Genomic DNA, 13,922 nt, shown 5'->3' on the forward strand with positions numbered 1-13,922 from the left:
CATGAGCAGAGCGAGAGTGGATGTGAGCAAACGAGCCTTTAACTTCTGCGCAGGCCCTGCTGCGCTTCCCGATGCTGTTCTGCAGCGCGCCCAGGCCGAAATGCTGGATTGGAATGGCAAGGGTCTGTCAGTGATGGAAATGAGTCACCGTAGCGACGACTACGTGGCCATTGCCGAAAAGGCCGAGCAGGATCTGCGCGACCTGATGTCCATTCCCACCAACTATAAAGTGCTGTTCCTGCAGGGCGGTGCGAGCCAGCAGTTCGCCGAAATCCCCTTGAACCTGCTGCCTGAAAATGGCACTGCCGACTATATCGAAACCGGTATCTGGTCGAAAAAAGCCATTGAAGAAGCCCGTCGCTTCGGCAACATCAACGTTGCTGCCAGCGCCAAACCCTACGACTACCTGAACATCCCTGGTCAGAACGAGTGGAACCTGACGCCGGGTGCCGCCTACGTGCATTACGCCTCGAACGAGACCATCGGTGGTCTGGAGTTCGACTGGGTGCCGCAGACCGGTGACGTACCGCTGGTCGTCGACATGTCCTCGGACATCCTTTCCCGTCCGGTCGATGTTTCCGATTTCGGTCTTATCTACGCCGGCGCACAGAAAAACATTGGCCCAAGCGGCCTGGTCGTTGTAATTGTCCGCGAAGACCTGCTCGGTCGCGCCCGCAGCAGTTGCCCGACCATGCTCGACTACAAGGTCGCCGCCGACAACGGCTCGATGTACAACACCCCGGCGACCTATTCCTGGTACCTCTCGGGCCTGGTCTTCGAGTGGCTCAAGGAGCAAGGCGGCGTTGAAGCCATGGAGAAGCGCAATCGGGCCAAGAAAGATCGCCTGTACGGCTTTATCGACAGCAGCGAGTTCTACAGCAACCCGATCAGTGCCAACGCCCGTTCCTGGATGAACGTGCCGTTCCGTCTGGCTGACGAGCGCCTGGACAAGGCTTTCCTGGCCGGTGCCGACGCCCGTGGCTTGCTCAACCTCAAGGGTCACCGTTCGGTGGGCGGCATGCGTGCCTCCATCTACAACGCCCTGGGCCTGGACGCGGTCGAAGCGCTGGTAGGCTACATGGCTGAATTCGAGAAGGAGCACGCTTGATGTCTGAGCAGGAACTCAAGGCGCTGCGGGTGCGCATTGACAGCCTCGATGAGAAAATTCTCGAGCTGATCAGTGACCGTGCCCGCTGTGCCCAGGAAGTGGCTCGGGTCAAGATGGCAGCACTGCCTGCCGGTGAAGAGCCGATCTTCTACCGCCCGGAGCGTGAAGCCCAGGTGCTCAAGCGCGTCATGGACCGTAACCAGGGGCCCCTGGGTAACGAAGAAATGGCCCGTTTGTTCCGGGAGATCATGTCCTCGTGCCTGGCTCTGGAGCAACCGCTGAAGGTTGCCTACCTGGGGCCTGAGGGTACCTTCACCCAGGCCGCGGCGATGAAACACTTCGGTCACGCGGTCATCAGCAAGCCGATGGCTGCTATCGACGAAGTGTTCCGCGAAGTGGCGGCCGGTGCCGTCAACTTTGGTGTGGTGCCGGTGGAAAACTCCACCGAAGGTGCCGTCAACCACACCCTGGACAGCTTCCTTGAGCATGACATGGTCATCTGTGGCGAAGTTGAGCTGCGGATTCACCATCACCTGCTGGTGGGTGAAAACACCAAGACCGACAGTATCAGTCGTATCTACTCCCACGCCCAGTCGCTGGCCCAGTGCCGCAAGTGGCTGGACGCCCACTACCCGAACGTCGAACGCGTAGCGGTAGCGAGCAACGCCGAAGCTGCCAAGCGGGTCAAGGGTGAGTGGAACTCGGCTGCCATTGCTGGCGACATGGCTGCAGGTCTGTATGGCTTGACCCGCCTGGCCGAAAAAATCGAGGACCGCCCGGACAACTCCACGCGGTTCCTGATGATCGGCAGCCAGGAAGTGCCACCTACCGGCGACGACAAGACCTCGATCATCGTCTCCATGAGCAACAAGCCGGGCGCCTTGCACGAGTTGTTGGTACCGTTCCACGAGAACGGCATCGACCTCACGCGTATCGAAACCCGTCCGTCGCGCAGTGGTAAATGGACCTACGTGTTTTTCATCGACTTCATCGGTCACCACCGTGATCCGCTGATCAAGGCCGTGCTGGAGCAGATCAGCCAGGAGGCCGTGGCGCTCAAGGTCTTGGGTTCCTATCCAAAAGCGGTACTTTGAAGTAATGAGTGGCGTGCACGCAGATTTGAATAGGGTCCTGCCCCGTGGTTGAAGTCGTGGTAAACAAAGCCGGGCCGCTTATCGGCCGCTTGGTAGTGGTCGGTCTCGGGCTCATTGGTGGCTCGTTCGCCAAAGGGCTGCGCGAAAGCGGCTTGTGCCGCGAAGTGGTCGGTGTCGACCTGGATCCGCAGTCGCGAAAAGTGGCGGTGGAGCTGGGTGTGGTCGACCGCTGCGAAGAAGACCTGGCTGTTGCCTGCGTCGGTGCCGATGTCATTCAGTTGGCGGTGCCGATCCTGGCCATGGAAAAACTTCTGGCGCGCCTGGCGCAGCTTGATCTTGGGCAGGCGGTGCTGACAGATGTCGGCAGCGCCAAGGGTAATGTGGTGCGTGCTGCGCGTGAGGCCTTGGGTGGACGTCTGCCTTGCTTCGTGCCCGGGCACCCGATTGCCGGCTCCGAGCAAAGCGGGGTAGAGGCCTCCAATGCTGCGCTGTTCCGCCGCCACAAGGTCATTCTTACGCCGCTGGCTGAAACCGCACCAGAAGCCCTGGCGCTGGTCGATCGGCTCTGGCGTGCGCTGGACGCCGACGTCGAGCACATGCAGGTCGAGCGCCACGATGAAGTACTGGCGGCGACCAGCCACCTGCCGCACCTGCTGGCCTTTGGTTTGGTCGATTCGCTGGCCAAACGCAATGAAAACCTGGATATCTTCCGTTACGCTGCCGGAGGTTTCCGCGATTTCACAAGAATCGCCGGAAGCGACCCGGTTATGTGGCACGACATATTTCTCGCCAACCGCGAAGCTGTTCTGCGCACACTCGATACATTTCGCAGCGACCTCGACGCCTTGCGCGACGCGGTCGATGCAGGGGATGGGCATCAATTGCTGGGCGTCTTCACGCGCGCCCGGGTTGCCCGCGAGCATTTCAGTAAAATCCTGGCCCGCCGGGCCTATGTGGACGCTATGAACTCCAACGACCTGATTTTCCTGGCAAAACCTGGTGGCCAACTGTCTGGCCGAATTCGCGTACCAGGCGACAAATCGATTTCCCATCGCTCGATCATGCTGGGCTCCCTGGCCGAAGGCACCACTGAAGTCGAAGGCTTCCTTGAGGGTGAAGACGCGCTGGCGACCCTGCAGGCGTTCCGCGACATGGGCGTAGTCATTGAAGGCCCGCACCATGGTCGAGTGACCATTCACGGCGTCGGCCTCAATGGCCTGAAGCCGCCGCCGGGCCCGATCTACCTGGGTAACTCCGGCACATCCATGCGCCTGCTCTCAGGCTTGCTGGCCGCGCAACCTTTCGACACCGTGCTGACCGGCGATGCGTCACTGTCCAAGCGTCCGATGAACCGTGTTGCCAATCCTTTGCGGGAAATGGGTGCGGTGATCGAGACTGCAGCAGAAGGTCGTCCACCGATGACCATTCGTGGCGGTCACAAGCTCAAGGCGCTGACCTACACCCTGCCAATGGCCAGTGCTCAGGTGAAATCCTGCCTGCTGCTGGCCGGCCTGTACGCCGAAGGCAAGACAACCATCACCGAGCCTGCACCTACCCGTGACCACACCGAGCGTATGCTGCGCGGCTTCGGCTACACGGTTGAGGTCGATGGCCCGACTGCCTCCCTGGAAGCAGGCGGCAAGCTCACTGCGACCCACATCGAAGTGCCGGCTGACATCTCCTCGGCAGCGTTCTTCCTGGTCGCCGCGTCGATTGCCGAAGGTTCGGAGCTGGTGCTCGAGCACGTGGGTATCAACCCGACCCGTACTGGTGTGATTGATATCCTCAACCTGATGGGCGGTAGCATCACCCTGGAAAACCAGCGTGAAGTAGGCGGTGAGCCGGTCGCAGACCTGCGCGTACGCGGCGCTAAACTCAAGGGTATCGAGATTCCAGAGCACCTGGTGCCATTGGCTATCGACGAATTCCCGGTGCTGTTCGTAGCCGCGGCGTGTGCTGAAGGGCGCACCGTACTGCGCGGCGCCGAAGAGCTGCGGGTCAAGGAATCCGACCGCATCCAGGTCATGGCTGATGGCCTGCTGACCCTGGGTGTGAAGTGCGAGCCGACGCCGGACGGTATCATCATTGAGGGTGGTCCGATTGGCGGCGGTGAAGTGCACGGGCACGGCGACCACCGTATTGCCATGGCCTTCAGTGTTGCTTCGCTGCGTGCCACTGCGCCAATTCGTATTCATGATTGTGCAAACGTTGCTACTTCGTTCCCCAACTTCCTGTCGCTGTGTGCTGAAGTCGGGATCCGTGTTGCAGAAGAGGGCAAGCCGTGAGCGTAGCGCCAGTTATCACCATCGACGGTCCAAGTGGCTCGGGTAAAGGTACCGTTGCCGGTCTTCTGGCGCGTGAGCTGAACTGGAAACTGCTGGACTCGGGTGCGCTTTATCGCCTGTTGGCGTTCGCTGCCACCAATCATGGCGTTGACCTGACCAATGAAGAGTTGCTGGTCAAGTTGGCTGCACACCTGGATGTGCAGTTTATTGCCGCCGAGCCAGGCAAATTGCAGCAGATCATTCTCGAGGGTGAGGATGTCAGCAATGTGATTCGTACCGAAACCGTCGGTGCCGGGGCCTCGATGGTCGCCTCGCTACCTGCGGTGCGTGATGCATTGTTGCAGCGTCAGCGCGCGTTCCAGGAAGCGCCGGGGCTGATCGCCGACGGTCGCGACATGGGTACGGTGGTGTTCCCCGATGCGCCCTTGAAGGTTTTTCTGACCGCCAGCGCCGAGGAGCGTGCCCGTCGACGTTACTTGCAGTTGAAGGGCAAAGGCGAAGATGTTAGTCTGTCGAGTCTGCTAGATGAGATTCGTGCGCGCGATGAGCGTGACACCCAGCGCGCAGTGGCCCCGCTCAAACCGGCGGCCGACGCGATACAGCTGGATTCCACGGAGTTGTCCATCGAGCAGGTGTTGCAACGCATCAAGAGTGAAATCGCACTTCGCGATATCGCCTGATGACCAGGTAAGCAGGCAGGGGCACCAGTCAACGTCCTGTCCGCTTTCCTTTATATGAACGAAACCCACATTGTCTGGAATGTGGCTGATGGGCGTATGTTTCGCCCTAATTTACAGGAATTAAAATGAGCGAAAGCTTTGCAGAACTCTTTGAAGAAAGCCTGAAAACCCTCAATCTTCAGCCGGGTGCGATCATCACCGGTATCGTTGTCGACATCGACGGCGACTGGGTTACCGTACACGCTGGCCTGAAGTCCGAGGGCGTCATCCCGCTCGAGCAGTTCTACAACGAAGCTGGCGAGCTGACCATCAAGGTCGGTGACGAAGTTCACGTTGCGCTGGACGCGGTCGAAGACGGCTTTGGCGAAACCAAACTGTCCCGTGAAAAAGCCAAGCGCGCCGAGTGCTGGATTGTTCTGGAAGCAGCTTTCGCCGCCGAAGAAGTGGTCAAGGGCGTTATCAACGGTAAAGTTAAAGGCGGCTTCACTGTCGACGTTAACGGTATCCGTGCGTTCCTGCCGGGCTCCCTGGTTGATGTCCGCCCAGTGCGCGACACCACCCACCTCGAAGGCAAAGAGCTGGAATTCAAGGTCATCAAGCTGGACCAGAAGCGCAACAACGTTGTCGTTTCCCGTCGCAGTGTCCTGGAAGCCGAAAACAGCGCCGAGCGCGAAGCTCTGCTGGAATCGCTGCAGGAAGGCCAGCAGGTCAAAGGTATCGTCAAGAACCTCACCGACTACGGCGCATTCGTTGACCTGGGCGGCGTTGATGGCTTGCTGCACATCACCGACATGGCCTGGAAGCGTATCAAGCACCCATCGGAAATCGTCAACGTTGGCGACGAGATCGATGTCAAGGTTCTGAAGTACGATCGTGAGCGTAACCGTGTATCCCTGGGCCTGAAGCAACTGGGTGAAGACCCATGGGTTGCTATCAAAGCTCGTTACCCAGAAAGCACTCGCGTAATGGCGCGTGTTACCAACCTGACCGACTACGGCTGCTTCGCAGAGCTGGAAGAAGGCGTGGAAGGTCTGGTGCACGTTTCCGAAATGGACTGGACCAACAAAAACATCCACCCTTCGAAAGTCGTACAAGTCGGCGACGAAGTGGAAGTTATGGTTCTGGACATCGACGAAGAGCGTCGTCGTATCTCCCTGGGCATCAAACAGTGCAAGTCGAACCCATGGGAAGACTTCTCTGGCCAGTTCAACAAGGGCGACAAGATCTCCGGCACCATCAAGTCGATCACCGATTTCGGTATCTTCATTGGTCTGGACGGCGGCATCGACGGCCTGGTTCACCTGTCGGACATCTCCTGGAACGAAGTCGGCGAAGAAGCCGTACGTCGCTTCAAGAAGGGCGACGAGTTGGACACCGTCATCCTGTCTGTTGATCCAGAGCGTGAGCGCATCTCGCTGGGCATCAAGCAGCTGGAAAGCGATCCGTTCTCCGAGTACGTTCAAACGAACGACAAGGGTGCAATCGTTAAGGGTGTTGTAAAAGAAGTTGACGCCAAAGGCGCCATCATCACCCTGGCCGACGACATCGAAGCTACTCTGAAAGCTTCCGAAATCAGCCGTGACCGCGTTGAAGACGCGCGTAACGTTCTGAAGGAAGGCGAAGAGATCGAAGCCAAGATCATCAGCGTTGACCGCAAGAGCCGCGTAATCAGCCTCTCCATCAAGTCGAAAGACGACGCTGAAGAGAAAGAAGCCATCCAGAGCCTGAAAGAAACTGCTCCGGAAGCTGCTGATACCACCATGGCCGCGCTGCTGCGTCAGGCAATGGCCAAACAGAACTAAGTTCTGCTTGGATCAAAAAAGGGCGACCTTCGGGTCGCCCTTTTTTTATGCCTGGCTGCATTTACAGCGCACAAGAGAGCAACCTTGCTAATCCGCGAATGCGTACCTCGAAAGACGCTGTAACCCTTGCGCCCGCTGACTCAGACAAAATCCCCAGATTCCTCTTTGAGGGGTGCGATACAAGTTTCTTCGATTAAGTCAATAACCACCCTGTTCAAAACCTTCAGGTCATGCTAAAAACAATGAAGCAATGATCTAGCTGCTTGATAAAGAAGGGAAAAATATGACGAAGTCGGAGCTGATCGAACGTATTGTCACCCATCAAGGGCTGCTCTCATCCAAGGATGTGGAGCTGGCCATCAAGACCATGCTTGAACAGATGTCCCAGTGCCTGGCGACCGGAGATCGTATCGAGATCCGTGGCTTTGGCAGCTTCTCCTTGCACTACCGCGCGCCACGGGTAGGCCGCAATCCAAAGACGGGGCAGTCGGTCAGTCTTGACGGCAAATTCGTGCCGCACTTCAAGCCTGGCAAAGAACTACGCGATCGCGTCAATGAAGAAGAACAAGGTGCAGACTGGATGCCAGGGGGCGAGTGATGCGTAATCTCAAGCGCGCCTTGGCGGTACTGTTTGTTCTGGCGCTAGCGTTACTGGTGCTGTTTTTCGTACTGGAAAACCAGCAGACCGTTGCCTTGGTCCTGTTTGGTTGGTCAGCCCCGGAAATGCCCGTCGCAGTTCCTGTGGTTGCCGCGTTGCTGGTCGGACTGGCGATAGGCCCATTGCTCGGGGCTTATGGCGTGCTGCGTAGTAGGCGTCGGTTGCGAGCAACCTCCTAAGGAGGCCTTGCGTGATAATCGGACTTTTCCTAGAGGGGAGCGCGATTCGTCCGAGTTTGGTGCTGAGGAGGGTATGGGACTATAGCGGCCCTCTTTATCAGCCTGGAGCATACCTCCCATGAGGGGCTATCCAACCCTTTCGCATCATGGCGCCACCCGCGGCGTCACTGGCTCCTGCCATCAGCTCCACCTGGATGATCACTGCAGTCTGTTGGTGGATTGCGGCCTCGAGCAAGGGGCTGACGCACAAGATACCGAACAGCACCTGGGCTTCGATGTTCGTGGTATCGAGGCGCTGGTAGTCACCCATGTTCACCTCGATCATGTCGGCCGCATCCCTGCCTTGTTAGCGGCAGGTTTCAACGGCCCGATACTGTGTAGCGATCCCTCAGCCCGGCTACTGCCGCTTGTGCTGGAAGACGCCTTCAAACTTGGCATCACCAACGAGCCGGCTCAAGTGACGCGCTACATAGAGCGCATCCAAAAGCTCATCGTGCCTCTGCCTTATGGCCAGTGGCATTCAGTGGTAGACCGCGACAACGTCAAATGTCGAATCCGCCTACAGCGTGCAGGCCACTTGCTGGGCTCCTCCTACGTTGAGTGCGAAGTCCAGTCTGCGAGTGCCGAAAAAGACACTCGCGTCGTTTTCTCTGGAGACCTGGGAGCGCCATGCAATCCGCTGCTGCGCAGCGTCCAGCCGCCAGATCGTGCCGACATCCTGGTACTTGAAAGCACCTACGGTGACCGCCTGCATCCTGATCGCATGCAGCGCCAGCAACGCCTTGAAGCTGCCATCGATAGAGCACTGGCGGACCAGGGCACCATCATGATTCCGGCGTTCAGCCTGGGCCGAACCCAGGAGCTGCTGTATGAAATCGAAGACATACTCCACCGCAAAGCATTGCTGAAAACCGACGACAACCAGGGTGGCAGCGAAGCCGACCTGATCCAGTCCATCGACTGGTCCCAACTGCCGATCATCCTCGACTCCCCCTTGGCTCAACGCATTACCCAGGCTTATCGTGACCTGCACCAGTACTGGAATGACGAAGCCCGACTACGCCTCAGCGAAGGCCGAGCGCCATTGGGATTTCGACAGCTCATCAGCATCGACACCCACGCCAAACACCAACAAGTCGTCAACTACCTCAAAAGCACCGGCCGCCCAGCCATCGTCATCGCCGGCAACGGCATGTGCTCGGGTGGTCGCATCGTCAACTACCTCAAGGCCATGTTGGGTGATCCCCGCCATGAAGTAGTGTTCGTCGGGCATCAGGTCAAAGGCACCCCAGGAGCAGTCATCCAGGCAAGCGAAGGCGCGTCCGGTTTCGTTCAAATCGATCTTGATGCCCAAATGTACGAAGTGCGGGCAAAGGTCATCACCCTGGAAGGCTATTCCGGCCATGCGGATCAGGCGGGACTGGTCGAATTTGCGATCGGCATGGAACAACCACCAAGTGAAATAGTGTTGGTGCATGGTGAGGGCAGGGCGAAGCGTGCATTGAGCGATGCGCTTGTGCGACGTTTTGCTGACGCGGGACGAGAGGTGAAGGTGACGATCCCCGGCATCGACTGACCGCTTGGCAGTTGGGCTGGTTGGTGGTCGGAAGCGATTGAACTTATTGCGCTTTTTGGGGTTCTACTACAGATTAATGCTCCCAATATGGTGAGAGCACCAGCAATTCGAAGAAGTCGCGAGCAGGTTGGCAAAATGCCGCTACGCTACAGAGCGAGGAGGGTGATAGCCGTCTGGCTCTATGTTGATGAGGCCAGTTGAGGCCCAACGATCGCGCTCCTCACGTACGAATACAGATAGACGGACCCAAGGAAAATTAGAATAAATGCGCAATGAACCTGAGCGCCGTGGTGACGATGAAATTGATCTGTTTGAGTTGCTGGGGGGATTGTGGAGGCAGAAGCTGCTGATCATTCTGACTGCAGCAATTGTGACGGGTGGTGCGGTGGCGTATGCGTTGCTGGCTACGCCTATCTACGAGGCGAAAGTCGTCGTGCAGCCGCCCTCACAGAGCAACATATCCCAGCTTAACTACGGGCGTGGTGGCGACAGCGGGTTGGCGATGTTGTCGGTTAAGGATGTTTATGATGCGTATCTGCGGAATTTGCAGTCTGAATCTTTGAAGAGGGAGTTCTTTCGGAAGGTGTATCTGCCCAGCTTGCCGGAGGAGCAGCGAAAAGGATCGCAGGATGATTTGTACGGTCGGATGAATGGTGTGTTGACGGTGGCTGTAACCAGCAAAGAAACCCCGAATCGTTACTATGTCATGGCTAACCTCCCGGTCGCGGAGCAAGCGGCGAAGTGGGTGGTGCAATACGTACAAATGGCCGGTGAGCACGCCAAGCGTGAAGTGACTCGGGATGTTCGTGGCGATGCCATGATCAAGGCCAATAACTTGGAGCAACAGATCAAGGCCGCGCGCGAGAGCACACGTAAACAGCGAGAAGACCAGATTGTTCAACTAGCAGAAGCTTTGAGGGTTGCTGATTCTATAGGTTTGGAGAAACCGCCCATCATTTCGAATGGCCTCTCCAGTGAGGTTTCTGCTGGTATGGATGGCTCTCTCACCTACATGCGGGGCAGCAAGGCATTGCGTGCCGAAATCGAGAATTTGCGTAACCGAACCTCAGATGATCCTTTTATTCCAAAATTGAGGCAGCGCGAGGAGGCGGTGGCTTTTTACCGCTCTTTGGAAATTGAGCCCGATGTCATCGAAGTTTATCGTCAGGATGGAGCAATTGAGCTACCTGACAAGCCAGTTAAGCCAAGAAAGATGATCATAATGGTGATGGGGGCGTTCGCTGGTGTAGCGTTAGGCGTTTTGATCGGCCTAATGAGGCATGTGTGGATTAATCGTTTGCGTCGTACCCCGACCGTTTGATGAGTGAGAATCGTTATCCTAGGTGGGTGATGGAGAATTTCTGCATTTGCTGTCACAATGATGGCTGTTCGTTTTCATTGGACAGGGATGGTTCTGCTAGTTGTTGATGCTCAGGATGAGACGATGATGGCAATTATGCTACCCCTGTCATGAGGATGCATTTCTCTCTGAATGGCAGGCATTGGTGTGACTAGTATTTCTCCTACCCCCCCGGTTGTACCTCGCGATGAGATAGATGTTCTGGCTATTCTTCAATCGCTTTGGCGGCAAAAAGTACTGATTACGGCTGTGGCGTCGCTGTTCGCTGGTATAGCAGCTATCTATGCCTTCTCAGTCACCCCAGAGTACGAGGTCAGTACGATTCTCCGGCCGGTCGCTTTGAATGACCTCGATGAACTCAATCGGTCCAAGGTTTATTCATTATCACCAAGCAAGGCTCTAATTCGTGTGGGAGCAGCCCTCGACTCTTATGAAACACGCTTAGGCTACTTCCGTTCGAATGCTGAGCTGCAGACGGTATTTAGTAGGCCCGGAGGTGAGCCAGAACAAGCCTTTGAGGTCTTCAACCGCAGCGCACTAAAGCTAGTACAGCCTGATCCCAAGAAAACTGATCTGTTGACTTCTTTCATCGGGCTTGAGATGCGTTATCCCAAAGGGCTAAACGGAAAGGAAGCTCTCAACGGTCTGGTGCAGTATGCGATCGAAGGTGAACGTCGGCAGATAGCCGAAGATCTCCAGGTCATCATTGGCAACCGTATCAAAGAGGTGGATGCTCAACTGGTGGCGGCCCGTGTTAAATACGACTCGGCAAAGGAAGGGCAAATCGCTGGATTGCTTGAGTCTGATCACCTCAAGCGAGCCCAGTTAAGTGACGAGCTTAAGGCGCTGCGGGTGCAACTCAAGCTGCGTCGCGAGGATCGAATCGCGCAGTTGAACGAGGCGATTTCTATCGCTAAGTCCCTTGGCCTGAAAAAGCCCACTACGCCATCGGCTATGGGGCGGAGCGAAGTCGAAGCCACAGGTAATGTCATTACCGAGGTTAATAACCAGCAAGTGCCGCTTTACTTCCTTGGGACGGACGCTCTCGAAGCCGAACAGCAGGCGCTGCGCAAGCGTACATCGGATGACTTCGTTGATCCACGGATCGCTCAAATACGCCGAGAACTTTTGTTATTAAGCAACAATCGACAGGTCCAGGCGTTACAGCAGCGACAAAATGAAGAGCTGTTTGTCAAAGGGATCGAATCCCTCAAGGCGGAGCGAACTCGGTTAGTGAATATTTCCACCGACATGAGCGGTTTGCGTTTGGTCAGTATTGACCGCTTGGCCGTTGAGCCACTCAGCCCTGTCAAGCCGAACAAATCTCTGTTAGTTGTGTTGGCCTTGATCTTGGGTGGCGGGGTTGGATGCATTATCGTGCTGTTACGTTCCGCTTTCAAAAAGCGGCGTCGAGAGCTGGCTCATGTTTCAATCAACTCACTGCCAAAGAAAATCGAGGCTGAGGTTACCTCTCCCCTGGTTATGAGATGAGTAGAAACTTACGCTGGTGATATCTTCGTCTGTGACGCTAGACCTGAGTAACTCTTATGTGGCCGTCCTAGGCGACACCCGGTATGACCAAATTCTAGGCGGAAAGGTACGATTAGGGATGGATGAATACCTGAGGTAAACTCGGGGCATCCATAGCGGTGGCAGCTGCTTAGGTCACTCATAAACGGAAATATGTGGCCAGTGGCTGCCATGACGGGGCCTGACAGGCGCCTTCCGCGTGCTGCTATAGCTCCTGGTTGCCTCGATTAATCGATGACTAGGTACATACGGTCGAGGGGCGGCCGATTCAGATTTGAACGATCGACGTACCATCCCAAGCAAAAAAATTTCGTGACTATCTTGGAATAACTCATGTTCTCATTGAAAGACATCAAACTCGCGGTGATTGGACTTGGCTACGTTGGCTTGCCGCTGGCCGTGGAGTTTGGCAAGCAGCGTAGCGTTATCGGGTTTGATATCAATCAGGGGCGAATCGATGCCCTGAATGACGGGCACGATGCCACGCTTGAAGTCAGCGATGAGGAGTTACTACAAGCCAAAGGCTTGAAGTACAGCGCGAACCTTGATGATTTGCGTGACTGCAATGTCTTCATTGTGACCGTGCCAACACCTATTGATGAGTACAAGCAGCCCGACCTCACACCCTTGGTGAAAGCTTCCGAAACCATTGGTAAGGTGCTGAAGGTAGGCGACATCGTAATTTACGAGTCGACGGTTTATCCGGGTGCAACTGAAGAGGACTGTGTTCCGGTTCTGGAGAAGGTTTCCGGTCTGATATTCAACCAGGACTTCTATGCAGGCTATAGCCCGGAACGTATTAACCCTGGGGATAAAGAGCACCGTGTCACCACCATCAAAAAAGTAACATCGGGCTCTACTCCAGAAGTAGCTGACCTAGTTGACGCTTTGTATCGTGAAATTATTATCGCCGGTACGCACAAGGCCAGCAGTATAAAGGTAGCCGAGGCTGCCAAAGTGATTGAAAACACCCAGCGCGACCTGAACATTGCATTGATCAATGAGCTGGCCCTAATTTTCAACAAGATGGGCATCGATACTGAAGCGGTGCTGCAGGCTGCAGGGACGAAGTGGAATTTCCTTCCGTTCCGCCCAGGTCTTGTTGGTGGACACTGCATTGGCGTCGATCCTTACTACCTTACCCATAAGGCGCAGAGTATCGGCTATCACCCGGAAATTATTCTGGCGGGCCGTCGTCTGAACGATAGCATGGGTGCGTACGTCGTCTCCCAGTTGGTCAAGGAAATGGTCAAGCGACGTATCCATGTTGATGGTGCGCGAGTGTTGATCATGGGGTTGACCTTCAAGGAGAACTGCCCAGACCTGCGCAATACCAAGGTCGTGGATATCGTCAAGGAGCTTCAGGAGTACAACATTCAAGTAGATGTTCATGATCCATGGGTCAGTGTGCAAGAAGCTCAGCATGAGTACGCAATCACTCCTGTGCAGACGCCTCAGCCCGCAGCCTACGATGGTGTGATCCTGGCTGTTGCTCACCAGCAGTTCAAGGATATGGGGGTTGAAAATATCCGTGCGCTCGGAAAAGCAGAGCATGTGCTATACGACTTGAAGTACCTTCTGTCAGCAGAAGCTTCCGATCTACGCCTGTAATACATCCCTGGAGGCACTTTGTGCCTCCAGTCTTCTCTT

Annotated in this window: 11 protein-coding genes; all 11 read left to right on the forward strand. The window is 56.1% G+C overall.

Features of this window, described 5'->3' with window-relative positions; genetic code table 11:
• The first annotated feature begins 22 nt into the window (after positions 1-22).
• The 11 genes from serC to tviB all read left to right on the forward strand — a co-directional run bounded on the left by serC (position 23) and on the right by tviB (position 13,883).
• Positions 23-1,108, forward strand: coding sequence for a 3-phosphoserine/phosphohydroxythreonine transaminase (serC, locus tag D3Z90_RS07065; RefSeq protein WP_136475066.1), 1,086 nt, complete (start codon positions 23-25; stop codon positions 1,106-1,108).
• Positions 1,108-2,202: a prephenate dehydratase gene (gene pheA / locus D3Z90_RS07070; protein ID WP_136475067.1), complete on the forward strand. Its 1,095-nt coding sequence runs from the start codon at positions 1,108-1,110 to the stop codon at positions 2,200-2,202. The genes serC and pheA overlap by 1 nt, the downstream gene beginning before the upstream one ends.
• A 44-nt stretch (positions 2,203-2,246) precedes the next feature.
• Complete coding sequence (locus D3Z90_RS07075) at positions 2,247-4,487, forward strand: bifunctional prephenate dehydrogenase/3-phosphoshikimate 1-carboxyvinyltransferase (RefSeq protein ID WP_136475068.1); 2,241 nt, start codon at positions 2,247-2,249, stop codon at positions 4,485-4,487.
• Positions 4,484-5,167 carry a (d)CMP kinase gene (cmk, locus tag D3Z90_RS07080; protein ID WP_136475069.1) on the forward strand — a complete coding sequence of 228 codons (684 nt, stop codon included), beginning with the start codon at positions 4,484-4,486 and terminating at the stop codon, positions 5,165-5,167. The genes D3Z90_RS07075 and cmk overlap by 4 nt, the downstream gene beginning before the upstream one ends.
• A 125-nt stretch (positions 5,168-5,292) precedes the next feature.
• The gene (rpsA, locus tag D3Z90_RS07085; RefSeq protein ID WP_136475070.1) at positions 5,293-6,969 is read left to right on the forward strand and encodes a 30S ribosomal protein S1; all 1,677 of its coding nucleotides are present in this window, start codon (positions 5,293-5,295) and stop codon (positions 6,967-6,969) included.
• 283 nt (positions 6,970-7,252) lie between these two features.
• Positions 7,253-7,567 (forward strand): integration host factor subunit beta, encoded by a 315-nt coding sequence (gene ihfB, locus D3Z90_RS07090; RefSeq protein WP_136475071.1) that lies wholly within the window; start codon positions 7,253-7,255, stop codon positions 7,565-7,567.
• A complete protein-coding gene (locus tag D3Z90_RS07095) occupies positions 7,567-7,806 on the forward strand; it encodes a LapA family protein (RefSeq protein ID WP_136475072.1) in 240 nt (79 codons plus the stop codon). The genes ihfB and D3Z90_RS07095 overlap by 1 nt, the downstream gene beginning before the upstream one ends.
• A gap of 118 nt (positions 7,807-7,924) precedes the next feature.
• Entirely contained in the window at positions 7,925-9,382 is a 1,458-nt protein-coding gene (locus tag D3Z90_RS07100; protein WP_136475073.1) for an MBL fold metallo-hydrolase RNA specificity domain-containing protein, read from the forward strand.
• Positions 9,383-9,647: 265 nt separating this feature from the next.
• Positions 9,648-10,703, forward strand: coding sequence for an LPS O-antigen chain length determinant protein WzzB (locus D3Z90_RS07105; RefSeq protein WP_136475074.1), 1,056 nt, complete (start codon positions 9,648-9,650; stop codon positions 10,701-10,703).
• Positions 10,704-10,889: 186 nt separating this feature from the next.
• Entirely contained in the window at positions 10,890-12,233 is a 1,344-nt protein-coding gene (locus tag D3Z90_RS07110; protein WP_256658330.1) for a Wzz/FepE/Etk N-terminal domain-containing protein, read from the forward strand.
• A 372-nt stretch (positions 12,234-12,605) separates the two neighbouring features.
• Entirely contained in the window at positions 12,606-13,883 is a 1,278-nt protein-coding gene (tviB, locus tag D3Z90_RS07115; protein ID WP_136475075.1) for a Vi polysaccharide biosynthesis UDP-N-acetylglucosamine C-6 dehydrogenase TviB, read from the forward strand.
• Positions 13,884-13,922 lie beyond the last annotated feature (39 nt).

Source organism: Pseudomonas sp. DG56-2 (assembly GCF_004803755.1).
GTDB classification, from domain to species: domain Bacteria; phylum Pseudomonadota; class Gammaproteobacteria; order Pseudomonadales; family Pseudomonadaceae; genus Aquipseudomonas; species Aquipseudomonas auratipiscis.

What these genes read in the sequence shown, in the direction of transcription:
- rpsA (WP_136475070.1), top strand. Translation starts at nt 5,293, where the DNA reads ATGAGCGAAAGCTTTGCAGAACTCTTTGAAGAAAGCCTGAAAACCCTC.
- pheA (WP_136475067.1), top strand. Translation starts at nt 1,108, where the DNA reads ATGTCTGAGCAGGAACTCAAGGCGCTGCGGGTGCGCATTGACAGCCTC.
- ihfB (WP_136475071.1), top strand. Translation starts at nt 7,253, where the DNA reads ATGACGAAGTCGGAGCTGATCGAACGTATTGTCACCCATCAAGGGCTG.
- tviB (WP_136475075.1), top strand. Translation starts at nt 12,606, where the DNA reads ATGTTCTCATTGAAAGACATCAAACTCGCGGTGATTGGACTTGGCTAC.
- D3Z90_RS07105 (WP_136475074.1), top strand. Translation starts at nt 9,648, where the DNA reads ATGCGCAATGAACCTGAGCGCCGTGGTGACGATGAAATTGATCTGTTT.
- D3Z90_RS07095 (WP_136475072.1), top strand. Translation starts at nt 7,567, where the DNA reads ATGCGTAATCTCAAGCGCGCCTTGGCGGTACTGTTTGTTCTGGCGCTA.
- D3Z90_RS07100 (WP_136475073.1), top strand. Translation starts at nt 7,925, where the DNA reads ATGAGGGGCTATCCAACCCTTTCGCATCATGGCGCCACCCGCGGCGTC.